This window comes from Lamprobacter sp. (genome assembly GCF_034860625.1).
In the GTDB taxonomy this organism is placed as follows: domain Bacteria; phylum Pseudomonadota; class Gammaproteobacteria; order Chromatiales; family Chromatiaceae; genus Lamprobacter.
Window position 1 is genome coordinate 1 of the sequence record NZ_JAYESN010000048.1, and the last position, 24,376, is coordinate 24,376.

Genomic DNA, 24,376 nt, shown 5'->3' on the forward strand with positions numbered 1-24,376 from the left:
ATGAAAGCTGCAGACAGATTGGAATGTCTTGATCTGTGGATAGTGCCGACGCATGTGCGCAACCTTTTGCATCGCTCGTTTCCCGCTCAGGTCGATCTGGTGTCTAGAATGCCGGCTCCGCAAGCACTTCGACAACCGCCGCTGTAAGCCGCCGCAGCTCCTCGTCGCTGATGATGAAGGGCGGCATCAGGTAGACCAAGCGCCCGAACGGACGGACCCAAACGCCGCGTTCGACGAAGCGGCGCTGGATCTCACGCATCGCGACCGGCTGCTTCATCTCGACCACGCCGATGGCGCCGAGCACTCGCACCTCGGCGACGCCGGGTAGACTGAGGCATTGCTCAAGGCCGCTCTGGAGGAGTTGTTCGATGCCTGCGATCTTGGCTTGCCAGACTGGCTGATTGGTCGCGCTGCCAGTGCTGGATCTGTTCTCAGTGCTCGGGTTGAGCAATAGATCGATGCTGGCGTTGGCGATCGCGCAGGCCAGCGGATTGCCCATAAAAGTCGGGCCGTGCATGAAGGCGCCTGGCTCGGCGCTGGAGATGGTGTGTGCGACCTGATCGGTGGCGAGGGTGGCGGCCGAGGTCAGATAACCGCCGGTGAGCGCCTTGCCGAGGGTCATGATGTCGGGGCTGATGCCGGCGTGCTCGCAGGCGAACAGCTCGCCGGTGCGACCAAAGCCGGTGGCGATCTCGTCGGCGATCAGCAGCACGCCATGGGCGTCGCAGAGCGCGCGCACCCGCTGCAGGTACTCGGCCGAGTAGAAGCGCATGCCGCCGGCGCCTTGCACAATCGGCTCGAGGATGACCGCGGCGATCTCGTCGCGATGGGTCTCGATCAGGCGCTCAAACTCGGCGATCTCGGCATCGCTGCAGGGCTCGCCGAAGCGCGGGGTTGGCGCTGGCGCGAAGAACTGCCGGGGCAGTACCTGGTTGAACAGGTGATGCATGCCGGTGACCGGGTCGCAGACCGACATCGCATGAAAGGTGTCGCCATGGTAGCCGGAGCGGAGCGTCAAGAAGCGCACCCGCTTGCGCTGGCCGATGGCCTGCTGGTATTGCAGCGCCATCTTCATCGCGACCTCGACCGCGACCGAGCCTGAGTCGCAGAGAAAGACCTGCTGCAGTGGCTCTGGCGTGATCCGGACCAGCCGCTCGACCAACCCCACCGCCGGCGCATGCGTGAGACCGCCGAACATCAGATGCGCCATCTGCTCGAGCTGATCGCGCGCGGCCTGGTTCAGCAGCGGATGGTTGTAGCCGTGGATCACGCACCACCAGGAGGCCATGCCGTCGATCAGCGGGCGGCCATCCATGAGCTCGAGGGTGCAGCCCCGTGCGCGTCGCACCGGGTAGACCGGGTCGCGGTCGATGGTCGAGGTGTAGGGGTGCCAGGCGTGGGCGCGATCGATGGCGAGCAGGCGCTCGATCTCGGCGTTGGATGGCGAAGCCTCGTTGGTGCTCATCGAAGTCTCTGGGTTGCAGCCGATCGCGATCGGGTGGTCTTGGCGGAAGGCGGGCGCCCAGACTCGCAAGGCGGTATCCCCGTTGTCAGCAATCGTCTTGGGGCGTCGTCTGCCGGGGCTCAGCGAACGCCGCGCGTCTGGCCGATGCCCTGCTCGCGGGCGAATTCGAGCATGCGCTGGATGGGGACGACGGCGCGCTGGCGGATCGACTCCTCGATCTGGATCTCCTGATCGCCGCGCTCGAGCAGGGTGGCCAGATTCTGCAGCGCGTTCATCGCCATCCAGGGGCAGTGCGCGCAGCTCTCGCAGGTGGCGCCTTCGCCGGCGGTGGGGGCAGCAATCAGCTTCTTGTCGGGTGCGAGCTGGTGCATCTTCCAGAAGATGCCCTCGTCGGTGGCGACGATGAACTCGCGGTTGGGCAGTTCGCGCACCGCGTTGATCAACTGTGTGGTGGAGCCGACCACGTCGGCCTGGTCGACGATCTCATCGGGTGATTCCGGGTGCACCAGGATCGCCGCGTCTGGATGCAGCCGGCGCAGGCGCTCGAGCGCGAATCCCTTGAACTCCTCATGCACCACGCAGGCGCTGTCCCAGAGCAGCATCTCTGCACCGGTCTGTCGCTGCACGTAGCGCCCGAGGTGCTTATCAGGCGCCCAGAGGATCTTCTCGCCGCGCTCGTTTAGATGTTTGATGATCGGTAATGCGATGCTTGATGTCACCACCCAGTCCGAGCGCGCCTTGACCTCGGCGCTGGTGTTGGCATAGACCACGACCGTATGGTCCGGATGGGCGTCGCAGAAGGCGCTGAACGACTCGACCGGGCAGCCCTCGTCGAGCGAGCAGGTGGCCTCGAGCGTTGGCATCAGCACGCGCTTTTCGGGATTGAGGATCTTCGCCGTCTCGCCCATGAAACGCACGCCACAGACCACCAGCGTTTGGGCATCGCTCTCAGCGCCGAAGCGTGCCATCTCCAGCGAGTCGGCAACGTAGCCGCCGGTCTCTTCGGCCAACGCCTGCAGATCACCGTCGACATAGTAATGCGCGACCAGCACCGCGTTCTGTTCGATGAGCAGGCGCTTGATGCGCTGCTTGAGCGCGGTCTTGGCGTCTGCGTCGAGCGCCGGCCAGGTCGGATGTGCCGGCACCTGAATGCGGTCACGGATCGGGGCTTCCTGGGTCGCGGTGGTCATGCTTGTCTCCGGGGCGCTAAGCGCGTCGCGATCATTGCCAACTGCTTGCGGGCATTGGCGTATCGGTCGCATTCATGGTTGCGGGGGTGGTCCCTGGCTGTTGCAGCGATTACAGCGTCTCCAGACGTCGATCGACAGCCAAAGCCAAAAGCTGCGAACGGGCCGATGGTCGTGGAGAGCGTCATTTGATGTAGGCGATGCGCTCGCGGTCGACCAAGCGGTAGACCCGCGCTGGTCGATGGCTGCCACGCCGCCGCAGCTCACCGGTCTCCTCAATGGCCTCCAGTGCTTGGGCCCATTTGCGGAAGTTGCGTTTGTCGATCTCGGCGTCAACCAGGGTCTCGTAAACGCGCTGTAGCTCGCCGAGCGTAAAGGTCTCGGGCAGCAACTGAAAGGCGATGGTCGAGTAGTCAAGCTTGCCAACCAATCGTTGGTGGGCGACCTCGATGATCTCTGCGTGGTCGAAGGCGAGCGCCGGCAGTGCCTTGAGCGGGAACCAAGCAGCGGCCGCGGCATCATCTCCAGCTTTCACCGCCTGTGCGGCTGCTGGGGCCAGCGCTAAGTAGGCAACACTGATCACGCGTTCGCGCGGGTCGCGTCCTGGCTTGCCAAAGGTGCCCAACTGCTCGAGGTAGAGGTTCTCGACACCGGTCTCTTCCGCCAATTCACGTGCCGCACCGTCCATGAGGTCTTCGTCGATATCGACAAACCCACCCGGCAGCGCCCAACTGCCCTTGAACGGCTCATTCCCGCGCTCAATCAGCAGCAGGTGCAGGCTGTCATCGCGGATCGTGAACAGCACCACATCGGTGGTGACTGCTGGATGGGGATAGCGATAGCAGAAAGGATCGGTCGCACCCGGCGCCTGATCTGGCATCGACGGATTCGATTTTTCGCGCTTATGGCTCATGCTCGTAAGTTAGTGTCGAATCTACACTTATGCAAGCCTGAGTAGAAGTGAGAAGTGAGAAGTGAGAAGTGAGAAGGGCAAGGCGTTGGTCTTAGCGCCGACCGGCGTATGGGCGCTAGGCTCTGGTTTTTAAACTTCAAACTTCTCCTTCCCGCCAAAGCCAGGCGGCGCCGCGAACGCCGCTTGAGTCGCCGAAGCGAGGCGGGACGATCCCTGTGGCAAGGCCGTCGCCGAAGATGTACTGGCGGATGCGGGAAGGCAGGCCTTGGTAGAGTCGCGGCAACTTGGAGAGACCGCCGCCGAGGACGATGACCTCGGGATCGAGTAGGTTGATCACCGCCGCCAGTGCGCGGGCGAGTCGATCCTCATGGCGTTGTAGGGCGGCTTCGGCTTCGGTGTCTCCATGCTCGGCGGCTGTTGCGATGGCCTTGGCGTCGAGCTGGCGGCCGCTGAGTCGCTGGAGATCCGCGGAGAGGGCGGGACCTGAGACCCAGGTTTCGATGCAGCCGCGCTTGCCGCAATAGCAGCGCGGGCCGGGTCGCTCGGCGTCTTGCGGCCAGGGCAGCGGGTTGTGTCCCCATTCCCCAGCGATCGCGTTAGGCCCGCTTAACAGCTGGCCGTTGACAACGATCCCGCCACCGGTACCGGTGCCAATGATGACGCCAAACACCGAACGAGCGCCGGCAGCGGCGCCATCGGTGGCCTCTGACAAGGCGAAGCAGTCGGCATCGTTGGCGATTCTGACTGGGCGTTCCAGGTGGCGTTCGAGGTCGGTGTTCAGGCTGCGGTCGTTCAGCCAGACCGAGTTAGCGTTACGCAAAAGACCGCTGAACGGCGATAGGGCGCCGGGGGTGCCGACGCCGACACTCGCCTGGACGCCCAGGCGTGTTTCCAGTATTGAGATCAGCCCTTTGATGGCCTCGAGCGTGGCTTGGTAGTCGTTGCGCGGAGTCGGGATGCGCTCGCGCTGCAGCACTTGGCCGTTGTCGGCCAAGGCCGCTGCCTCGATCTTGGTGCCACCGAGATCGACGCCGATGCGGATCGGCGCGCTCATCGTCCGCAGTCGAGATCAGAGCTGCGTCGGCGGTGTCTTCAGTCCACGCGGGTTAGTGAAGCGCTCGTTGAGATGTTGCACATAGGTCTCGCAGTCGTGCAGGACCTTGGCGATACGACCCTCTGACCAGTCGTTCCAGCCCAGTGGCTTGCCGCCGAAGAAGGTCGCCCAACTGCGCGTGTTCGCTAGGAAGGCGTCGATCAGGTTGCCGGGTAAGGGTTCGTCACGCAGCTGCTTGCGCAGCCAAGGAAGCACGGTCAAGACGGCAAGCTTGCGCAGACCGTAATGGCCGGCGATAACGATCAATGCGGCCAGCACCTCGGCGCCCTGCAAGGCCCAAGAGACGCCCCATCCTTCAAGGGTTTCGAGCCAGGCCGGCTCGTATGAGAGTCCCTGCCAATGGCCGCCGCTGATGCTCCAGAATAGGAACGCGGAGATCAGTGCAAGCAGCATGATCGTGTCCGCCATGAGGGTGCGGACGCGCCAGCGCCGCACTGCGGTCTCGAGCAAAGGCACGGTCTCGTCGGCGAAACTGGTCGCGGTCTGTCGCAGTGAAGCGACGATACGATAGGCACGCTCGATCTCAACCTGATCCATGCGCTCGTAGATCTCGTCAAGGTCAGCGTCACGCTTGCGCTCGAAACGCTCGCGCTTGGCTGGGTCCTGGATGCCAGGGGCGGAGCCGCTAAAGATGGTATAGAAGCGCCCGGTGGTCATGCCGACCTCGCCCAGCGCCCTCAGCCAGGCGGCGACCACGTCTTCGGAGTTGTCTTCTTTGGCGGCCGTGTCGAGCTGATTGAGGATGTGCAGGAATTTGCTCGAGTCGGCGCGGTTCTTGGTCCGCACCACCAGATGCTGCAGCGTGTCGCGCATCGCGCCCGGCTCAGGGTGACGGGCGTCGAACAGCACCAGCACCAGATCGGAGAGGTCGATCATGTGGTCGGTGATGCTGAGGATGGCATCGCGTTGGGCGTCGGCATCGAAGCCGGGGGAGTCGATCAGGATCTTGCCGCGCAAGCGGTCGCTGCAGGAGGTCTTGAGCTGTAGGTAAGCGTCGATGCGCTTGCCTTCGCCGCCAGCGACGCGCTCGATCTCACGCGACATCTGATAGAAGGGGAAGCGCGGATCGGAATCGAGCGAGACGCCGGGCAGCGCGTGGCTGCGGGTCTCGGGGCTGTAGACGATGACCGTGAAGCGGTCGTCGACGGCTTGGTTGCCAGTACGCTGAATGGTCTGGCCGAGAAAATCGTTGATGAAGGTCGATTTGCCGGCGGAGAAGGTGCCGAGTACTGAGATCAGGGGCCACCAGGGCACCTGGCTCGCGAACGATTTGTTCTCGGGAAGTAGAAACATATCGTAGGCCACCCGATCGAGCGTTCGGAAGCTTTGTACGGCGCTCAGCAGGATGGGGTTTTCCTGCTCTAGATGGCTTTCGAGGTCGTTGAGACGCCTCTGGACGCTTTCCGGGCCGGCGGCTGAAGACATGCGTCATGCTCCTCTCAGTGATCTTGGACTCGCTGATCTCGGACTCGCTCGAGGGCGGGTGAAAGCTCGAATGGCTGCGGATACTATACGCTTTGCCGCGAGCAAGATAGTGTCCGCGCGGTGAGCGAGGTTAAATTGGGCTGCGGACGATAAAGCATGCCGCAGTCAATGGCTTAGCGTTTTCTGGACGCCGGTGTTGACGCCGTGATGCAGTATTAAGCCAACCCTAAGGGGCTGATTTTTTTGGTCTAAATGTCTAGCTCGCTTGATATCGGGCTGCATTTTCAGGATACTTCTCGGCTTGGCTCGTCTGTTGCCAACGATAACCAACATCCTTAAAAGAGCACCACCACCGCCAGCGCGAATGGGCCTCAACTGCAGACTGCGTTTTCTGGAGCCAACCATTGCGAGGCTGAGGCTGTCGCCAATCGACCAGCCGGTCTTGCGCGGAGGGCTTTGCCTCAAACGCTCGCTTGGGCCTGTTGCTGCCAATCTCTGGCTTGCAGCGGCAGGCTGGGCCAGGGGGCAGCGGCAGCTTGCGTTAGAGTGCGCCCCTAGCCGGTTTGCGGATGTGCCGAATTCAGCTCTCGGGTACCCGAAATCATGGGAAATCTAACTATGCGCATGCTCTCGATCGGGCTCCTCGCCGCCTTGGGCGCCGTGACTGCGGTGTCGGCCCAGGCCGTGGAAGACATCTATGTGGTGAAGCAGGCGGAGGGTCTGCCGACGGTCTCAGTCGGTGGCACTGTGGTTCCGTACAAGGAGGTGACGCAGGCGGCGCAGCTGCCAGGGCGAGTTGATTATCTAGCGGGCATTGAGGGCGATGCATTCGAGAGCGGTGATCTGTTGGTGTCATTGGACGCCAGCGAGCTGAAGGCCAAGCGCCAGGCGCTGCTCGCGCAGTTGGCGACGGCGGATGCACAGTTACGCAATGCCGGCGTTCAGTACAGCCGCGAGCGGTATTCGCCGCGCTCGCGGGCCTCGCCAGGTGGCATGGGCATGCCGAATCTCTTCGATCAGTTCTTCACGCGCCCGATGGAGGATTTTATCGGCGATCGTGATCAAGACGCTGAGCTCTCTGCCGATCTCTTTGCCTCTGGCACCCAGATTCAGGAAGCACGCAACGCCATCATGCAGCTGCAAGCGGAGCTGCAGGCCTTAGACTCGAAGCTCCGCGATGCGCGTTCGATCGCGCCTTTCGATGGCGTGATCGTCAGTAAGTTCATCGAGGTTGGCGATACAGTGCAGCCTGGCCAGCCGCTGTTGACCTTTGCGGATGTCGAATATCTGCAGGTCGAGGTCGATGTTCCCGCGCGCCTGCGCCCGGGGTTGAGTGAGGGCGCGATGCTGCGCGCCGAGCTTGACGTGCCAGCCCGAGCGCGGGCTGGGGCCGATCCGCTGGATGACCCTAGCAATGTGCCGGTGCGGGTCGCGCAAGTCTTCCCAATGGCTGATCCACAACGCCACACGGTTAAGGTCAAGTTTGATCTGCCAAAGGGCATCTCGGAGCCGGGCATGTACGCGAAAGTCTTGGTGCCTGACTTCAACGCGCCAGCGCGCGTCAACCCGGTCGTGCCGCGCACCGCGATCCGCTATAACGGTAGCCTGCCTGGCGTCTATGTGCTCGACGAGGATGGCAATCCGCACCTGCGACTGATTCGCGTCGGTGAGCCAACACCGCGCGGCGGCGTGACCGTACTCAGCGGTCTTCGCGCCGGCGAGCGCATCCTCAGCAACCCAGGCCCTGGCATTGCCACCGGCTGGTCGCGGGACGATCGCTCAAGCCGCTGAGATGTTCTCCGATGACCGAGACAGGGTTCTGCCGTTCGTGCCCTGTCTCGGTTTTTTCACGTCCGCCCCTGATGAAAGAAACACGCTATGAGCCAGGACGATAGCCCTCGCACCCCGGCGCCGGAAGACGCTCGCTCCCTCGCTTCGATGGATGGTGACAGTCTCGGTCTTGCAGGCCGTACTGCCCGTTTCTTCATCCGCTCGCCGCTCTCGCCATTGCTCTATGTGGCAATGTTAGTGATGGGCCTGCTTGGCCTTATCGCGACTCCGCGGCAAGAGGACCCGCAGATCTCGGTGCCCATGATCGACATCATGGTCCAGTATCCGGGGGCCTCGGCGGAGCAGGTGTCGAGCCTCACCATGCAGCCGCTCGAACGGATCATGAGCGAGATTCCAGGCGTCAAGCACGTCTATTCGGCGGCCCAGCGCGGCCAAGGCCTAGTGACGGTTGAGTTTGACGTTGGTGAGCAGGTCGGCCCTTCGCTGGTCAAGGTCAACGATAAGATCGCGTCTAATATGGACAAGATCCCGCCCGGGGTGATGCCGCCACTGGTGAAGACCAAAGGTATCGATGATGTCCCTATCGTGACCCTGACACTCTGGTCGAAGGACATTGATGGTGACGGCCAGCCCGACGTCGATGACGGACAATTGCGGCTGCTAGCGCAAGATGTACTGCAGTCACTGAAAGAGGTCAAGGACACCGGTAATAGTTTTATCGTTGGCGGGAGGCGCGAACAGATCACCGTCGACGCCTATCCTGAACGGCTCTCGGGCTATCGCATCAGCCTGGATGAAGTTGCCAGCACCATTCGTGCGGCCAATGCGGAGGCGAGCGCTGGCGGCGTTGAGTCGAGTGGCACGCACTTCTCGGTGGTCAGCGGGTCGTTCCTGAAGGGCGCCGAGGACATTCAGCGTTTAGTGGTTGGCACCTATAATGAGATCCCGGTCTATGTGCATGACATTGCGCGTGTGCGCCAGGGGCCTGAGGACGCGGATCAACTGGTGACCTACTACAGCGGCCCGGCGGCAGAGGGCGATCTGCGGGCGAATGGGGCACCGGCGGTGACCATCGCAGTTGCTAAGAAAGAACTGACGAACGGTGTGACGGTCGCCAATGCGATTCTCGAGAAGGTCAACGAGCTCAAAGGCGAGCGTATCCCGAACAATGTTGCGGTGAGCGTGACCCGTAACTATGGCGAGTCGGCGGACGAGAAGGTCTCCGAGCTGATCTTCAAGCTGTTCATCGCGACCTTTTTCGTCTTCCTGCTGGTGCTCGCGGCATTCCGCGCCCTGAAGCCGGCCATTGTCGTGATGCTGGTGATCCCGGTGGTCTTGTTGATGACCATTTTTATGGCCTGGATCACCAACTACACCATCGATCGTGTCAGCCTGTTTGCCCTGATCTTCTCGATCGGCATCCTGGTCGATGACGCCATCGTGGTGGTTGAGAATATCTATCGGCGCTGGCTTGAGGAAGGTCGCACGGATGAATACACGGCCGTCGACGCCGTGCGCGAGGTCGGTAATCCGACCATCCTGGCGACCTTTACCGTGATAGCTGCCTTGCTGCCGATGGGCTTCGTCAGCGGGATGATGGGGCCGTACATGGAGCCGATCCCGGCCTTGGGCTCGGTGGCCATGCTGATCTCGTTGTTCGCGGCCTTCGTCTTCACGCCCTACCTGGCGATCTCGAAGTGGCTGCGCCCGTCGATGCGCTATCTGGAGGTGGCCGAGAAACGCGAGCATAAGGAGGCGCGGAATCTCGAGCGGCTCTACGTCGGTATCCTGACCCCGCTGATCGAGCACAAGAGCAAACGCTTGATCTTCAAGCTGCTGCTTTGGGGCACCTTTCTCTTCACCCTGAGCTTCTTCTACTTTAAGTGGGTGCCGGTGAAGATGCTGCCGTTGGACAATAAGCCCGAGTTCTCGGTGGTATTGGACATGCCCGAGGGAACGGCGTTGCCGGTGACGGCGAATCTGGCCCATCAGATGGCCGAAAAAATCCGCAGCATGCCCGAGGTCACGGCGATCCAGCTCTACGCGGGCACGGCGCGCCCCTTCGATTTCAATGGCATGGTGCGGCATTACTACCTGCGCTCCGATCCCTGGCAGGGCGAGCTACAGGTACAGCTGACCAATAAGCACGATCGTGAACGCAGCAGCCATCAGATCGCGGTGCAGGCGCGCGAGATGCTGAAACCGCTGGCGGATGCCAACGGCGCGCGCATCGCCGTGGTCGAGATGCCGCCGGGGCCTCCCGTCCTGCAATCGGTCGTGGCCGAAGTCCATGGGCCGAGTGCGGATGTGCGCCGCGCGTTTGCACAGGAGCTGACCGATATCTTTGCACAGGCTGAGAGCGCGCGCGATATCGACAACTATCTGCGTGAGTCCTTCGACTACTGGCGCTTCGATGTCGATACCGAGAAAGCGGTGCGCCGTGGTGTCTCGGTGGATGCCATCAATCGCAATCTCACCATGGCGCTGGGTGGGGCTGAGATTGGCGATGTGAAGATGCGCGCCGGTCATGAGCCGGTAAATATTGTGGTTCAAGTGCCGCTGGCCGAACGCTCTCAGATCCAGAGCCTCGGCGATCTGCCGATCCGCACCCATTCTGGATCGACGATTCCGTTGCGCGAGCTCGGCAGCTTTCAGCGCGTGTCCGAAGAGTCGATTGTCTATCGTAAAGACCTGCGCGCTGTTGAGTACGTCGTGGCCGATGTGGGTGGCACGCTGGCAGCACCGGTCTACGCGATGCTGCAGATCCAGAATCGGATCGATGAGATGGGTTATGTCGCACCCGATGGTGCCAAGCCTAAGGCTTACTGGCTTGGGCCGCCGCCCTCGGATCAGGTGTCGAGCTTCGAATGGGCCGGCGAGTGGACGGTGACCTACGAGACCTTCAGAGACATGGGCGCCGCCTTTGGCGTTGCCTTGGTGTTGATCTATGTGCTCGTGGTCTGGGAATTCGGCAACTTCCGCATCCCATTGGTGATCATGGCGCCGATTCCGCTGACGCTGCTCGGGATCATTCCTGCGCACTGGGCGGCCTTCGAGCTGGGGTTGGGCGGTGAGTTCACGGCTACTTCGATGATCGGCTGGATCGCACTGGCCGGCATCATTGTGCGTAACTCAATCTTGTTGGTGGATTTTTCCATTCACGAGGTGCAAAAGGGCGTGCCGGTCGCCGAGGCCGTGATTCGCTCCTGCACGACGCGCACGCGGCCCATTGTGATCACCGCGCTGGCGTTGGTTGCAGGTTCGAGCGTGATCTTCAGTGATCCGATCTTCCAAGGCATGGCGATCTCGCTGTCCTCGGGTGTGCTGGTCTCGACGCTGCTGACCTTGATCGTGATCCCGCTGGGCTGTGTTGCCGCGAGCAAAGACCTCTGCGAGGTGGCGGTCGCGAGCGCGCCGCCCGGGATGGTTGTGCCCTGTGCCGAAGGGCTGCAGCCTGTGGAGCCCGATCCTGGCATCGGCTCGAGCGCCGCCCAACGGCCGTCGAAGCGCGATGGCCTCATGGCCAAGATCGGTGGTGCTCTGATGCTCGTCCTCTATGCATTCCGCGGTCTGTTTTTGCTGCTGCTCGATGGGATCAAGGGCATGATCAAGAAACGCCGGTCGGCACCCTCTGCGGGAACTGCGCCAGCCGGGCCGTTGCCCAATGCGTTGCGTCGATCAGACGCGGAGGCTCCGTCAGACAGCGTTACGGCAGCGGATGTCGATGCTCACCCTGACCGAGCCTCCGAACAGGCAAGCTCGCCAGAGCAGACTACAGTTAGAGATGAGGGGACATCTGAAGCGACAGCCGCGGCGCCGGCGCCTAAAACGCCGACGAAGAAGGCTGCGGCTAAGAAGGCGGCGACGAAAAAGGCGCCAGCGAAAAAGGCAGCGTCCAAGAAAGCGCCAGCGAAAAAGGCATCGTCGAAGCCTCAGCAGAAGACCTCCAGACGAGGGATACGCCTCAAGACGGACGATAGCGACGGCCCGGATAACAGTTAAAGCGGCGGAGACCATGAACAGAATGCAATCGATACCTTCGGCACTTGGCCGCTCAAAGCAAGTCGGGCGGCGCTGTGCTCAGGATCGGCTGCCTCTGGTCATGCTGGCAGGGACCTTATTGCTCGCAAGTCCACCGCTCTGGGCCTGGAATTCCGACGAGACTGGCAGTGGTTGGTCATCGGCCAATACGGCTGTCGATCGCACCTCGCCCGGCAATTACCAGACGCCGGTGCCCTCTCGCTGGGAGCAAACAGGCACTGATCGTCAGGGTGCCGCCAGGCCAGGCGCCTGGGATAGCCGCAGTCGGTGGTATCTGTCAGACGATCAGCAGGGAGAGACTTGGTCCGCGGCTCCTAGAGACGAGATCGACGCGGGTGGCCATCGCGCTGGCGAGGGTCGCTGGCCATCGGGATGGCCGACAACCGATAGGAACGATCGCGCCCAATGGCGGGAGGCAGATCCTGACCGGAACACGGCGCGGCAGCAGCCCAGGCAAGGCCGGTACTGGAATGATAACCTTGGTGATGGATCTTGGGCTGATCGATCTCGGGGGAATCGATCTTGGGATGAGCGACAGGGCCGATGGTCGCGGAAATCAGGCTCAGACTGGGATGCGCCGGCTCAGTATGGGCTCACTGAATCAGCAAGCGATGCGCCTTATGACCGGTCTTATGACTGGGCTTACGACCAAGCTTACGATAAGGATGTTTATCAGTTTCGTCATGATCCCGAGCTCAGCGCCAAACGTCCGAGTGCCCACAATGGTTGGGAGTTTCGCGCGCTTTCCGAACGGGAGAATGCACGCTCAGGTGCAGAGAGCCCTTATCCCCGGATTGATACGCGAGACTATTTGCCCCGCGGACCCTGGCGCAGTTACCAAGACGAAGGTGCCGCATTCGGTTACCATGCGGATGATCAATGGCCAGGGGATTCGTCGCGGCCTATGCTGCGCTAAACAGTCACCATCCTCCAGCCCAAAGCTACCCTGTCTGATCGCGATAAGAGCGCATGATTACAGTTATCGGCTCCTTGAAGGGCGGCTCAGGTAAGAGCACCCTGACCTTCAATATGGGCGTGTGGTTGTCGATGGCCGAGGTCGACGTGCAACTGTTAGACGCCGATCCTCAAGGCACCTTGACCGATGTCGCTGAAGTGCGTCGTGAGGAAGGTTTCGAACCCGTGCTGCAAGTGTTGGACCGGGCGTCGCTCGACGTCGATCAGCTGCGCGAGCATGACGAGGCCCTCATCGATGTTGGTACCTCTGACATGGAGGCCTTGCGCAGGGCGATACAGCTATGCGATCGCGTCATCGTGCCGGTGCCACCGTCGCAAGCCGATATCTGGTCCACGCAGCGCTTCATCCAGTTGATGAAGTCGGTCGAGCGTGATCAACCCCCAGAGATCATCGGTTTCATTAACCGGGGTGATACCCATCACGCGGTTCGTGAGACCAACGAAGCAGCGGCAGCGCTGGTATCCTTGCCTGATATTCGGTTCCTGAAGACGCGCTTGTCGCAGCGCACTGTTTTCCGCCGTTCATTCAGCGAAGGCCTGGCCGTATTTGAGTTGGAGCCTCGCGGAAAGGGGGCAAAAGAGTTTTATGCGCTAGCGGCAAGCTTGTTTCCCCAGGTATTGAGCTAGCCGATCTGGCTTGAGCTTGAGGTGGTATCAGCCTCTCGTTTCAGGGGCGGGTTCCTTGTATAACCTAGTGTTCGTGTTAGGCTTTAAAGCATCCATTATCGGCAGGTCCGCCGACGCTGACCTCAGCGTCAGCGCGGCATTCGGCTGATACACCACCCGGCGCCGACCCAAGGCTTAGGCCTTGGGGCCGCGGCGGTCCCTGAGAGGTCGTGATTTCTAATGACAGGCAAGAACCCGCACGAGCGAGAGGCGATCAACAAGACGGGCACGACAGAACTCGAGGCGCCAGAGGTTGATCAGGTTGCCAGCCAGTTTGCGATGGATCGGTTATCACAGGCGTTCGAGACCAGCGCTCGGCGCTGGGAGCTGATCGTTTATCCCACCTTGTTTGCGTTCATCATCCTTGCAGCCTACGGCTTTTACCTGGTCTTTAGCCTGGCCAAAGACGTGCATTATCTGGCGATCAGCGTCGACTCGAACATGACGGTGCTGGCGAGCAACATGCAGTCGATCTCGGACAATATGGGGCAGATCAGCTCCAACGTTCGCACCATGACTGTGGGTGTCGATTCGATGGCGCGAGATGTTGCGACGCTTGAGCCGATGTTGAGCTCGATCGAGGGTATGACGCAGTCGATGCAGTCGATGAACTTTACGACGGCGACGATGCGCGACGATATTGGCTCGATGAACCGCAGCATCGGCCGCCCAATGCATTTCATGAACTCGTTCATGCCTTGGTGAGCTTCTTGGCTCAGGGCTTGGCTCTCAAGGCTTGGCTAAAGGCAAACGGCCTTCGCGCTCGCGAACATGCGTACCGCTGAATCCCTGCCCGTGACGGAAAAAGCTCCGGAGCTGATGGCTGTGGCAATAGACGCCATGGCCGCTGCGCCTCGCATCCGCCTCGTCGTCGCGATCTCCTCGCGCGCCCTATTCGACCTCTCCGAATCCCATCGCGTGTTCGAAGAGAGCGGGGTCGAAGCCTATCACGCCTACCAAGTGGCACATGAGGGCGAGGTGCTAGCGCCTGGCGTGGCCTTCTCGCTGGTCAAAAAGCTGCTCGCTCTGAATGAGCGACTTGGCGAGCGCGGTCGGGTCGAGGTCATCCTCCTGTCGCGCAACAGCAGCGACACCGGGCTGCGGGTCTTCAACTCGATTCGCCATCACGGGCTCGCGATCCATTGCGCGGCCTTTACCAGTGGCGCTAGCCCCTACCGATACGTCTCCGCATTCGGCGCCCACCTGTTCTTGTCGGCGGACCGCGATGATGTGCGCCAGGCACTTGATGCGGGCTGCGCCGCGGCGACCATCTTGCCGGCGCCGGCGCGCGCCGCGGTCGATGACGATGATGAGGAACTGCGCATCGCCTTCGATGGCGACGCAGTCTTGTTCTCTGATGAGTCGGAGCGGATCTTTCGCGCCGAAGGCTTGGCCGCATTTACTGCGAATGAGGTTGCTGCCGCGCAAAAGCCCTTATCCGATGGGCCTTTCAAGGGGTTCCTCGTCGCGCTGCGACGCATTCAGGCCCTGTTTCCGATCGATGAAGCGCCGTTGCGCACGGCGCTGATCACCGCCCGTGGCGCTCCAACCCATGAGCGGGTGGTGCGCACCTTGCGCGCCTGGAATATCCGTATCGATGAATCATTGTTCCTCGATGGTCTCTCCAAGGGACCCTTTCTGGCCGCCTTCGATGCCGATATCTTTTTCGACGATCAAGAGCACCATTGCCGCGATACCCAGGGCCATGTGACCACCGGCCATGTGCCGCACGGGATTGCAAACCGTCGCGACCCCTGAGCGCGACTCGGCGCCATTTTGGTGACCCTGAAGCCAGCGCTTTATCGCCGGGGTGGGGCACTGCGCTGAGCGTTACCTTGAAGCCAGCGCTTCAGCGCCCGGGGTGGCGACGCAGGATGAACGTTAGAGCAAGACGGTTTTCGAGGGTTCGCCAGGCTGCTCGCGCACCAGTCTTGGGACCAGATAGCCGGGCAGCCGCCGCCGGAGTTGGCTGATGAGGACGCGGGCCTCGGCCTCCGGGACGTCAAAATGCGCGGCGCCGCTGACGGGGTCGAGCAGGTGTAGGTAGTAGGGTAGTGCCCGCGTTGCGATCAGCGCCTCTGATAGTTCGGCGAGGGTCTCGAGTTCATCATTGACGCCACGTAACAACACGCTTTGGTTGAGCAGCGGCGCGCCGAGTCCGGCCAGGCTGAGCAGCGCGAGGCGCGCTTCTTGTCCAAGCTCGGCCGGGTGATTGATATGGGCGACGACGATGACCTGAAGCCGGCTGCCCGATAGGATCGCGCAGAGCCGCTCGGTGATTCGGCTCGGTAGGATGCTCGGCAGGCGTGTGTGCAGGCGGAGCCGCTTCAGCTGCGTCAGATCATCCAGACGAGCGATCAGGGCCGCTAGCGCAACGTCATCGAGCATCAGCGGGTCACCGCCACTGAGGATGATCTCCTCGACATCAGGCGCTTGCTCGAGCGCCGCGATGGCGGCAGCGAAGCGATCGCTACGGGCGCCAGTGTTGGCATAGGGGAAGTGGCGGCGGAAACAGTAGCGACAATGCAGCGCGCATGCGCCGGTCGTGATCAGCAGCGCGCGGCCCTGGTATTTCTGGAGTAGCCCGGGCGCAAGCCGAGCATTGGCATCACCGACAGGGTCGAGGACAAATCCTGCTGCCGGGCGCGTCTCCGCGGCGAGCGGCAAGACCTGTCGCAAGAGCGGGTCGTTGGGGTCGCCGCGGCGCATCAGCGCCGCGAAGCCTTGCGGGACTAGGAGCGGAAAGCGGGTCGACGGCTGAATCGGTGCGGGCAGCTGGGCTGGACTCAGCTCGAGTGCTTGCAGCAGCGCGATGGGGTCGGTGAAGGCCGCCGCTAGCTCCTGTTTCCAGCTCGGGGTCTGCCATCGCTGTTGGGTTCGCGCTACCATAGTCGGTTTGGTTTCTGTCCGGTATTGGCGCCCTGACTCATGACGCTGCCGGGCTGACCATCGCATTGAACGCACGATGCACTGCAAGAGGATCTGATGGCAAGTTACAAGACCAATGAATTCAAGGGCGGGCTGAAGATTATGCTCGATGGCGATCCTTATACGATCGTCGAGAACGAGTTCGTCAAGCCCGGCAAGGGTCAGGCCTTCAACCGCGTCAAGGTACGCAATCTGAAGACCGGTCGTGTTGTCGAGCGGACCTTCAAGTCTGGCGATTCGGTGGAAGCGGCTGATGTGCTCGAGACCGATCTCCAGTATCTCTATTACGACGGCGAGGTTTGGCACTTCATGGACCCGAGCAGCTTCGAGCAGCTCACCGCCGATGAGGCCGTGATCGGCGAGGCGGCGAAGTGGATCAAGGAGCAGGATCTCTGCAGCGTCACGCTCTACAACGGCCAGCCGATCAGTGTTGATCCGCCAAGCTTCGTCGTCCTCGAGATCACCGAGACTGATCCTGGTTTGAAGGGCGACACCTCAGGCGGTGGCGGAAAGCCGGCGACGCTCGAGACCGGGGCAGTGGTGAATGTGCCGCTGTTCGTGCAGACCGGCGAGATGATCAAGGTCGACACGCGCACCGGCTCTTACGTCTCGCGCGCCAAGGAAGAATGATCCCCGACGATTGCTGGACAGTGGCGCTCAAAGCGGAAAGCAATTGATGGCCTGTGATCTTAGGCGATTGCCGGCAACGCGATAGCGACGGCGCAGCGGTGAGCCGGACGACGATCGCTAGCGACAAGCCGCGAGGTCGCGCTGATGCGAGGCACGCTTGCTGGCAGCCAACCGCTTCGCTCGATGCGCTGCGCGCGCGCGCGCGCATGCTCCAGCGGTTGCGCGACTTTTTCGCCGAGCGCGAGGTGTTAGAGGTCGAGACGCCACTGCTCTCGGCGAGCGCGACGACTGATCCAGCACTTGCATCGCTGCGCACCCGCTGGTCTGGGTCTGATGCGGGCTCGCCGTTGGGTCAAAGGCTCTATCTGCATACCTCACCCGAGCTGCCGATGAAGCGGTTGCTGGCTGCGGGGAGTGGTCCGATCTACCAGGTCTGCAAGGTCTTCCGCGATGGCGAGCGTGGGCGCCGGCATCATCCTGAGTTCAGTCTCTTGGAATGGTATCGGCCCGGCTGGTCTCTGAGTGCATTGATCGATGAGGTCGCCGACCTGGTGCGGGTCATCCTCGATCGGCCGGGGCTTGAGCGCGAGGTGCTGAGCTATCGGCAGCTGTTTATGGATCGGCTGCAGGTAGACCCCTGGCGAGCAACCCCTGCAGTGCTCAAGGCCGTGGCGAGGGCAAGCGGTCTCGAGGGTTGCGAACACCTCGAGCTGAACCGCGATGGCTGGCTGGATCTGCTGATGAGCCAGTGCCTCGAGCCTGGTCTAGGCCGTGACCGCATGACCTTCGTCCGCGATTATCCGCCTAGCCAAGCCGCGCTTGCACGGTTGCGCGAGGGTGACCCCAGCGTCGCCGAGCGCGTCGAGTTGTATCTGGATGGCATGGAACTGGCGAATGGCTTCGATGAACTGACCGACGCCAAGGAGCAGCGTGCCCGGTTCGAGGCTGATCAGCGCGCCCGCCGGGCCGCAGGACAGCCAGTGCCGCCGATCGATGAGGCCTTTTTGGCAGCCCTAGAGGCCGGCATGCCCGCCAGCGCGGGGGTTGCCTTGGGACTCGATCGGCTGCTGATGTGCGCGCTCGGCGCAGATCAGATTGACGCGGTGCTGGCGTTTCCGGTCGAGCGCGCCTGATGCGGTTGCTGTCAAATCTCCTGTCGCAAGTCGCTGCGAGCGTATTCGGTCATCGTCTAAGGCTTCGACCCAGCTGGCAATCGGTCGCGCTGCAACTGACCGATCTGCTCGCCACAGCGCACGGCTGTCCCTGGCTGCAGCTGTGGCTCCCAGTGCGCGCTGTTGGCGGCAAACAGCAGGATCACGGTCGAGCCCATGTTGAAGCGGCCGAACTCATCGCCGCGGCTCAGGCTTGGGCCTTCGTCTCCAGCGTCGTCGACTCGGATCGCCTGTGCGCGCGGTGGTGTTAGGCGCTCAGACCAGACCGTTTCGATGCTGCCGACAAAGATGGCGCCGACCAGGATCACGGCCATGGGTCCGGCGCGAGTGTCGAACAGGCAGATGGCGCGCTCGTTGCGGGCAAAGAGGTCCGGCACAGCAGCCGCCGTGGTCGGATTCACGCTGAATAGCCGACCCGGGACCAGGATGGTCTGTCGCAGGCGGCCCGCAATCGGCATATGGATGCGGTGGTAATCCCGGGGTGACAGGTAAAGCGTCGCAAAAAGGCCGTCCTCGAATAAAGCCGCCAGCGACGGATCGCCCCCCAGCAAGGCCGCCAGCGAGTAGTCCCGTCCTTTGGCTTGAATGAGTGCGCCGTTGTGAATCCTTCCCGCCCGGCTGACACGCCCATCGACCGGGCAGGCGATGGCGTTCGATTGGCTCGGTAGCGGCCGGGCATCGGCCCGCAGCCTGCGCGTGAAGAAGGCGTTGAAGCTCGGGTAGGCGCGTGGGTCGGGCTCAGCCGCCTCACTGAGATCGACGCGAAAGATGCGCACATAGAGCCGAATAGCCCAATGAATCAACACCGGCCAAGGGCGCCGGGTGAGCCAGAACATCGCGTTGGAGAGGGCGTGCTGCGGCAGCAGGTACTGCAGCCCCACGAACAGGCGGGCGCCGAAGCTGCGGACTCTGCGGTCTGGGTTGGATCTGGTTAGGGGATGAGTCACTGATGGGCTTCGCTAGTCGGACGCGCTGGTCAGGTGCGCGAGGTGGAGTTGCTAGAGGGGTTCGCAGACGGATTTGGTCGAGGATGAACCGCGCCGATGCGTGGCGCCAGTCTTACTGGTTTGGGGATCGCCCTGACAGCATTTTCAGGTCATCCGCAACGCTGGCAGCCGGCTGTCCTCCCGCAAAGAGGGTAACCAAGCGCGCCTTTGGATCAACCAAGAACAGTGGTGGGGGTTGGACAGCCGCCTCTGCCGGCTCACTCGGCCCGGCGCCAAGCGCGTCCTTCAGCTCGGCCAGCTGCGGTTCGGGGGCACTTAAGACTCGCAAGCTCGGCGTGAGCTGCTCAAAGTCGCGGGCGAGGATCGGCGCATCATCGGCGCTGATCAGCAACAGCTGAAGCTGCTTGCGCAGATCGGGCTGGTCGGCGATGCGGTTTGCAATCTCGATCAGCCGCGAGACGCCCAGGTGGCCGGCCGCACTCCCTGGTGAGCCGAAGGCGATCAGCGACCAATGCTCGTCTAGGTCGGCGCGGCTGAACGGGCCTTGAGGTCCGTGCAGATCAAGCTCGGGCAATTCAACGGGCGGGCGCAGCAAAAGGCCATTGATGCGCAGTGGCGCCTGATGGGCGGTTTGGAACTGGTTGCCCCACTGATAGCCGACGATAAAGAGTCCGACGGCGGCAACGGCCATGATCAAGCGGGCGATGAAGGGGCGAGAAGAGCGGCGCATGCTTAGGCCTGACGAAGCTGGATAGGGTGGATAGGGTGGACTAGGTGAATTGGACGGACAGAGTGGACATCGGCAGGGCTTGGCCCCATCAGGCGATAAGTCAGGGTTGGGAACGCAGAGGGGAGCATCGCGGAGACCGGAGCGGTAGGGCCGGAGAAAGTAACGCCGGAAAAGGTCATCTGGAGAAGATAGGGAGAGAATAGGCGCTTGACGCCGCGCGAGTCTAGCGACGCCGGCAGTGTTGCCTCAACCAGCAGCCGAGATCCCGCACGGCGCGATCCCATCACAGCCACCAGAAACTGTCCATCAACCTATAAACCGCAGATGACGCAGATGTGCACAGATTAAAATAATATAAAACAAGGTCTTGCGAGTTTAACCTGGCCGCCCAACAGGTGAAGCCACGATCATCTGCAATGTATTGAAATCTCTGCGTTAATCTGCGTCATCTGCGGTTGAAATGCTCTTCTTAGGATCAACGACTTCCCGACTTGAACCTCACTGCTCGGTAGAAATTGGGAAGCCGAAAAACATAGACAGTTGTTCAGTCCACCAGAATCCGACCAGGATCACGAGGCCAAATGCATGAGCGAGAAGATTGAGAAGACCGAGGCCGAATGGCGCCAGCAGCTGAGCGCCGAACAATACCGGGTGCTGCGTGAGCATGGCACTGAGCCGGCCTTCAGCGGTGCCTACTTCGACACCAAGATGCCGGGGCGTTACCGCTGTGCCGCTTGCGGTGCCGCGTTATTCGACGCCGAGCACAAGTTCGATTCTGGCACCGGCTGGCCGAGCTTTTACGCGCCCTTGAACGAGTCCGCAATCGAGACCGACACTGACGCGAGCTATGGTATGCGTCGAACCGAAGTGCATTGTGCGCGATGCCAATCTCACCTCGGGCATGTGTTTCCTGATGGGCCGAAGCCGACGGGCTTGCGCTACTGTATCAACTCGCTGTCGCTGGAGTTGGAGCCAAAGCCCTAAGCGCCCCGTGCTATGCTCGCGGGCGTTTTTTTCTGAATGCGATCGATTGGGGTGTCGCTGATGTGCGTTCTGTTCCCTTCGCGGGCGGTCACTGGCTTGCTGCTTGGCCTTTCGCTCTGGCTCGTCTTCGGTAGTCCCGCCGTCGCTGGGCCGGTCGAGCAAGCTGTGGCCCTGCAGGATGCCAGCCTGGTGGTCAGCGATGGCCGCCGGCTGCTAATCGCCGATCAGCCGGATCGGCTGTTGGTTCCGGCCTCGACGATGAAGCTGGTCACCGCCTTGGCCGCGATTGAGCGTTGGGGTCTGAAACACCGTTTCGAGACGCGCTTCTATCTGGGTCGCGATGATCGCCTCTGGGTGAAGGGCGGCGGCGACCCCTATCTGGTCTCAGAGGAGCTGGATCGGGTAGTGAGCGCACTCAAGGCGGCTGCTGTGCGCTCAGTGTCCGGGCTCGGGCTCGATGCGGAATTGTTCGGGACGCAAGTCATCATCCCCGGCCGCTCGTCAAGCAATAACCCTTATGACGCCCCGGTGACCTCGTTAGGGCTCAACTTCAACACCGTGAGTCTGCAAGTGTTGGCCGGGCGCGTCACCAGCGCTGAGGTGCAAACGCCCATCACCCCAACCGCACAGCGACTCGGCCGCGGGCTCGGAGACGGCAAGCACCGTATCAATCTGGTCGATGGCGAGACCGCGCTGGGTCATTTTGGCGAGGTCTTGAAGGCCAAGCTGCAGCAGAGCGGCATTCAGGTTGGGGCGCCCATTGAGGCAGGGACGGTGCCGCAGTCGGCGAAGCTGGTCTACACCCATCGCAGCAGCCAGACGCTCGGCCAGGTGGTCAAGAACATGCTTGAGTATTCGACTAACTTTGTCGCCAACGATCTGTTTCTGTTACTCGGCGAGCAGAGCGGCCGCGCGAGCATGGACAGCGCGCAGCAGACCATGGAGCGTTGGGCGCGCCAGACCTTTGCTTGGCGTGATTTCCGCATCGAAGACGGCGCCGGCCTCTCGCGCGGTAATCGCCTCAGTGGCCGCCAGATGCTGGATGTGCTGGAGCGGCTGCGACCCTATCTCGAATTGCTGCCCGTGCAGGACAATGATCCGGGCGTGCGTGCGAAGACCGGCACCTTGCGCGGGGTCAGCACCTATGCCGGGTTCATCCGCCGTGGACGCGACTGGCTGCCGTTTAGTCTGATGATCAATCAGCCGGTGGCCTATGGCTTCCGTCTCGAGGTGGCGAGCGCCTTGGTACGCTCTCCAACCTTAGCGCGAGACTAGTGCCGCCGATGGACCGGCTCAGATTGACCTTCTCTGTGGTGCTGTTGCTGGGGCTCGTCAGCGGCTGCGCGGGCACGGCGATTGCGCCGTCACGCGATAATGGGTCGCAACCTGGTCTGGAGTCGACTGATCAAAGGTCCGCGCTGCCCCTGTATCTCAAGGGTATCGGGGGCAAAAGCTATCCGTCGTTAGCGCCTTTGCTCCGTCCGATCACGCCGGCGGTGGTCAACATTTCGGTTGATTCCGAGACCCGACTTGCGGAGCATCCATTCCTGCGCGACCCGGCCTTTCGCCGTTTTCTTGAGCGCTTCGATCTGCCGCTACCCGAAACAATGCAGCGTCAGCGCTCGCAGAGTGTCGGCTCTGGCCTGATCGTTGATGCTGCGCGCGGCTATGTGCTGACCAACGCGCATGTGATTCGCGATGCAACCGAGATCATCGTCACGCTGAAAGACCGGCGCAGCTTCCGGGCGACCCTGATCGGCAGTGATGCCAGCGCCGATACCGCCGTGCTACGGATTCCGCCAGTGCGGGCGCCGGCCCTGCGTTTTGGCGACTCTTCCGCGCTGGAGGTTGGCGACTTCGTGGTCGCAATCGGTAATCCGTTTGGCATTGGTCAGACCGTCACCTCGGGCATCGTCAGTGCCGTCGGTCGCGGCGGCATTGCCGGCGATACCCTTGGTGGCCTGATCCAGACCGATGCCTCGATCAATCCCGGCAACTCTGGCGGCCCGCTGGTCAATCTCGCAGGGGAGGTGGTAGGCATCAACACCGCCCTGATCGGTCCCTCGGGCGGCAACGTCGGGATCGGCTTCTCGGTGCCGAGCAACCGCGTCCAACTGGCCATGCGACGCATCATCGGACGGCGCTGAGCGGATACCCTGGCTGCCAAACGGTCATGGCGAACGGCACCCCAGCGAGCGTCATCAAACGGCAATATTTTTGTCATATCATGACAATAGTTTGAGTCCACAATTAGCGGCTCGATCCACCCGCTAATGGAGTCCCTCCATGAAGAAGTCCGCACTCGCCGTTGCCGTCCTCGGCGCCCTGACCCTGTCGTCGCAAGCGATGGCTCGCGACACCATCAACATCGTCGGCTCCTCGACCGTGTTCCCGTTCTCGACCACGGTTGCCGAGAACTTCGGTAACGCCACCGCGTTCAAGACGCCGAAGATCGAGTCGACCGGCTCGGGCGGCGGCATGAAGCTGTTCTGCGCCGGCGTCGGTGTCGACCAACCGGACATCACCAATGCGTCGCGGCGGATGAAGGCCTCTGAGTTCGAGCAGTGCCAGGACAACGGCGTCACCGAGATCACCGAGGTCAAGATCGGTTACGACGGCATTGCGATCGCCAACTCGAAAAGGGCCGATCAGATCAGCATGTCGCTGCGTGACCTCTGGCTGGCGCTGGCGAAAGACGTGCCGAACCCAGAGGGTGGCGAGGAACTGGTCGCAAACCCCTATAAAACCTGGAAGGATGTGAATCCTGAACTGCCTGATCGCGCCATTGAGGTGCTTGGTCCGCCGCCGACCTCCGGCACGCGCGACGCCTTCGCCGAGATCGCGCTGGAAGGTGGTTGCAAGACCTTCGACTGGGTCGCCGCGATGAAGAGCGAAGACAAGTCGAAGTACAAGGCGGTGTGCCACACCATTCGTGAAGACGGCGCCTATGTTGAAGCCGGCGAGAATGACAACCTGATCGTGCAAAAGCTCGACGCAAACTCGGACGCGCTTGGCGTGTTCGGCTTTAGCTTCCTGGATCAGAACACCGACAAGCTGCAGGGCACCATCATCAATGGCGTCGAGCCGACCTTCGATAACATCGCCAGCGGTGATTATCCGGTCGCGCGCTCGCTGTACTTCTATGTCAAGAACGCGCATGTCGGCACCATTCCGGGCATGCAGGAATTCGTCACTGAATTCACTAGCGAGAACGCCTGGGGTCCAGACGGCTACCTAGCCAGCAAAGGCTTGGTTCCGCTGCCTGACAAAATGCGTGCTGAAGTGGCCAAGTCAGCGCAGTCTCTGACGCCGATGTCGAGCCCCGAATAAGGGTCAGTCGCAGCCTGCTGCTGCCATCCTGCGGCAGCATCGCACTTCAACGCCGACGGTCCCTGAGGTCCGTCGGCG

General features: G+C 62.0%; 19 protein-coding genes. 11 read left to right on the plus strand and 8 right to left on the minus strand.

Annotation, left to right across the window (positions count from 1 at the left end):
- Window positions 1-103 precede the first annotated feature (103 nt).
- From bioA to VBE63_RS13730, 5 genes are all read right to left on the minus strand, one after another.
- Window positions 104-1,465: an adenosylmethionine--8-amino-7-oxononanoate transaminase gene (gene bioA / locus VBE63_RS13710; protein ID WP_323683594.1), complete on the minus strand. Its 1,362-nt coding sequence runs from the start codon at window positions 1,463-1,465 to the stop codon at window positions 104-106.
- A gap of 119 nt (window positions 1,466-1,584) precedes the next feature.
- The gene (gene nadA, locus VBE63_RS13715; protein ID WP_323683595.1) at window positions 1,585-2,655 is read right to left on the minus strand and encodes a quinolinate synthase NadA; all 1,071 of its coding nucleotides are present in this window, start codon (window positions 2,653-2,655) and stop codon (window positions 1,585-1,587) included.
- Between the two features lie 181 nt (window positions 2,656-2,836).
- Window positions 2,837-3,565 (minus strand): NUDIX hydrolase, encoded by a 729-nt coding sequence (locus tag VBE63_RS13720; RefSeq protein ID WP_323683596.1) that lies wholly within the window; start codon window positions 3,563-3,565, stop codon window positions 2,837-2,839.
- Window positions 3,566-3,701: 136 nt separating this feature from the next.
- Window positions 3,702-4,619: an ROK family protein gene (locus VBE63_RS13725; RefSeq protein ID WP_323683597.1), complete on the minus strand. Its 918-nt coding sequence runs from the start codon at window positions 4,617-4,619 to the stop codon at window positions 3,702-3,704.
- Window positions 4,620-4,634: 15 nt separating this feature from the next.
- Window positions 4,635-6,104 carry a dynamin family protein gene (locus tag VBE63_RS13730; RefSeq protein WP_323683598.1) on the minus strand — a complete coding sequence of 490 codons (1,470 nt, stop codon included), beginning with the start codon at window positions 6,102-6,104 and terminating at the stop codon, window positions 4,635-4,637.
- Between the two features lie 603 nt (window positions 6,105-6,707).
- Here VBE63_RS13730 and VBE63_RS13735 point away from each other — a divergent pair.
- The 5 genes from VBE63_RS13735 (at window position 6,708) to VBE63_RS13755 (ending at window position 15,335) form a co-directional block, all read left to right on the plus strand.
- Window positions 6,708-7,895, plus strand: a complete 1,188-nt coding sequence (locus VBE63_RS13735; protein WP_323683599.1) for an efflux RND transporter periplasmic adaptor subunit — start codon at window positions 6,708-6,710, stop codon at window positions 7,893-7,895.
- Window positions 7,896-7,982: 87 nt separating this feature from the next.
- Window positions 7,983-11,897: an efflux RND transporter permease subunit gene (locus VBE63_RS13740; protein WP_416274553.1), complete on the plus strand. Its 3,915-nt coding sequence runs from the start codon at window positions 7,983-7,985 to the stop codon at window positions 11,895-11,897.
- A 1,008-nt stretch (window positions 11,898-12,905) separates the two neighbouring features.
- Window positions 12,906-13,538, plus strand: a complete 633-nt coding sequence (locus tag VBE63_RS13745) for an AAA family ATPase (RefSeq protein WP_323683600.1) — start codon at window positions 12,906-12,908, stop codon at window positions 13,536-13,538.
- A 219-nt stretch (window positions 13,539-13,757) separates the two neighbouring features.
- Window positions 13,758-14,282 (plus strand): hypothetical protein, encoded by a 525-nt coding sequence (locus VBE63_RS13750; RefSeq protein ID WP_416274554.1) that lies wholly within the window; start codon window positions 13,758-13,760, stop codon window positions 14,280-14,282.
- A 135-nt stretch (window positions 14,283-14,417) separates the two neighbouring features.
- Window positions 14,418-15,335, plus strand: coding sequence for a 5'-nucleotidase (locus VBE63_RS13755; protein ID WP_323683620.1), 918 nt, complete (start codon window positions 14,418-14,420; stop codon window positions 15,333-15,335).
- Window positions 15,336-15,458: 123 nt separating this feature from the next.
- Here VBE63_RS13755 and epmB read toward each other — a convergent pair whose 3' ends face one another.
- Entirely contained in the window at window positions 15,459-16,466 is a 1,008-nt protein-coding gene (gene epmB / locus VBE63_RS13760; protein WP_323683601.1) for an EF-P beta-lysylation protein EpmB, read from the minus strand.
- Window positions 16,467-16,562: 96 nt separating this feature from the next.
- Here epmB and efp point away from each other — a divergent pair, with 96 nt between their 5' ends.
- The gene (efp, locus tag VBE63_RS13765; protein WP_323683602.1) at window positions 16,563-17,135 is read left to right on the plus strand and encodes an elongation factor P; all 573 of its coding nucleotides are present in this window, start codon (window positions 16,563-16,565) and stop codon (window positions 17,133-17,135) included.
- 98 nt (window positions 17,136-17,233) lie between these two features.
- Window positions 17,234-18,268 carry an EF-P lysine aminoacylase EpmA gene (gene epmA / locus VBE63_RS13770; RefSeq protein WP_416274555.1) on the plus strand — a complete coding sequence of 345 codons (1,035 nt, stop codon included), beginning with the start codon at window positions 17,234-17,236 and terminating at the stop codon, window positions 18,266-18,268.
- Window positions 18,269-18,324: 56 nt separating this feature from the next.
- On the opposite strand, the gene asd is transcribed toward epmA, so the two are convergent.
- Complete coding sequence (asd, locus tag VBE63_RS13775) at window positions 18,325-19,254, minus strand: archaetidylserine decarboxylase (RefSeq protein ID WP_323683603.1); 930 nt, start codon at window positions 19,252-19,254, stop codon at window positions 18,325-18,327.
- A gap of 112 nt (window positions 19,255-19,366) precedes the next feature.
- Window positions 19,367-19,984: a hypothetical protein gene (locus VBE63_RS13780; protein ID WP_323683604.1), complete on the minus strand. Its 618-nt coding sequence runs from the start codon at window positions 19,982-19,984 to the stop codon at window positions 19,367-19,369.
- 585 nt (window positions 19,985-20,569) lie between these two features.
- Here VBE63_RS13780 and msrB point away from each other — a divergent pair.
- The 4 genes from msrB to VBE63_RS13800 all read left to right on the plus strand — a co-directional run bounded on the left by msrB (window position 20,570) and on the right by VBE63_RS13800 (window position 24,298).
- Window positions 20,570-20,968, plus strand: a complete 399-nt coding sequence (gene msrB / locus VBE63_RS13785) for a peptide-methionine (R)-S-oxide reductase MsrB (protein ID WP_323683605.1) — start codon at window positions 20,570-20,572, stop codon at window positions 20,966-20,968.
- 60 nt (window positions 20,969-21,028) lie between these two features.
- Window positions 21,029-22,243, plus strand: coding sequence for a D-alanyl-D-alanine carboxypeptidase/D-alanyl-D-alanine-endopeptidase (locus VBE63_RS13790; RefSeq protein ID WP_323683606.1), 1,215 nt, complete (start codon window positions 21,029-21,031; stop codon window positions 22,241-22,243).
- An 8-nt stretch (window positions 22,244-22,251) separates the two neighbouring features.
- A complete protein-coding gene (locus VBE63_RS13795) occupies window positions 22,252-23,115 on the plus strand; it encodes a trypsin-like peptidase domain-containing protein (RefSeq protein ID WP_323683607.1) in 864 nt (287 codons plus the stop codon).
- 139 nt (window positions 23,116-23,254) lie between these two features.
- On the plus strand, window positions 23,255-24,298 hold the full coding sequence (locus tag VBE63_RS13800; RefSeq protein ID WP_323683608.1) for a PstS family phosphate ABC transporter substrate-binding protein: 1,044 nt from the start codon (window positions 23,255-23,257) through the stop codon (window positions 24,296-24,298).
- Window positions 24,299-24,376: the final 78 nt, after the last annotated feature.

What these genes read in the sequence shown, in the direction of transcription:
- VBE63_RS13735 (WP_323683599.1), top strand. Translation starts at nt 6,708, where the DNA reads ATGGGAAATCTAACTATGCGCATGCTCTCGATCGGGCTCCTCGCCGCC.
- nadA (WP_323683595.1), bottom strand. Translation starts at nt 2,655, where the DNA reads ATGACCACCGCGACCCAGGAAGCCCCGATCCGTGACCGCATTCAGGTG.
- VBE63_RS13720 (WP_323683596.1), bottom strand. Translation starts at nt 3,565, where the DNA reads ATGAGCCATAAGCGCGAAAAATCGAATCCGTCGATGCCAGATCAGGCG.
- VBE63_RS13730 (WP_323683598.1), bottom strand. Translation starts at nt 6,104, where the DNA reads ATGTCTTCAGCCGCCGGCCCGGAAAGCGTCCAGAGGCGTCTCAACGAC.
- VBE63_RS13795 (WP_323683607.1), top strand. Translation starts at nt 22,252, where the DNA reads ATGGACCGGCTCAGATTGACCTTCTCTGTGGTGCTGTTGCTGGGGCTC.
- efp (WP_323683602.1), top strand. Translation starts at nt 16,563, where the DNA reads ATGGCAAGTTACAAGACCAATGAATTCAAGGGCGGGCTGAAGATTATG.
- VBE63_RS13740 (WP_416274553.1), top strand. Translation starts at nt 7,983, where the DNA reads ATGAGCCAGGACGATAGCCCTCGCACCCCGGCGCCGGAAGACGCTCGC.
- VBE63_RS13745 (WP_323683600.1), top strand. Translation starts at nt 12,906, where the DNA reads ATGATTACAGTTATCGGCTCCTTGAAGGGCGGCTCAGGTAAGAGCACC.
- VBE63_RS13755 (WP_323683620.1), top strand. Translation starts at nt 14,418, where the DNA reads ATGGCCGCTGCGCCTCGCATCCGCCTCGTCGTCGCGATCTCCTCGCGC.
- VBE63_RS13790 (WP_323683606.1), top strand. Translation starts at nt 21,029, where the DNA reads ATGTGCGTTCTGTTCCCTTCGCGGGCGGTCACTGGCTTGCTGCTTGGC.
- VBE63_RS13800 (WP_323683608.1), top strand. Translation starts at nt 23,255, where the DNA reads ATGAAGAAGTCCGCACTCGCCGTTGCCGTCCTCGGCGCCCTGACCCTG.
- epmB (WP_323683601.1), bottom strand. Translation starts at nt 16,466, where the DNA reads ATGGTAGCGCGAACCCAACAGCGATGGCAGACCCCGAGCTGGAAACAG.
- VBE63_RS13780 (WP_323683604.1), bottom strand. Translation starts at nt 19,984, where the DNA reads ATGCGCCGCTCTTCTCGCCCCTTCATCGCCCGCTTGATCATGGCCGTT.
- VBE63_RS13750 (WP_416274554.1), top strand. Translation starts at nt 13,758, where the DNA reads ATGACAGGCAAGAACCCGCACGAGCGAGAGGCGATCAACAAGACGGGC.
- msrB (WP_323683605.1), top strand. Translation starts at nt 20,570, where the DNA reads ATGAGCGAGAAGATTGAGAAGACCGAGGCCGAATGGCGCCAGCAGCTG.
- VBE63_RS13725 (WP_323683597.1), bottom strand. Translation starts at nt 4,619, where the DNA reads ATGAGCGCGCCGATCCGCATCGGCGTCGATCTCGGTGGCACCAAGATC.
- bioA (WP_323683594.1), bottom strand. Translation starts at nt 1,465, where the DNA reads ATGAGCACCAACGAGGCTTCGCCATCCAACGCCGAGATCGAGCGCCTG.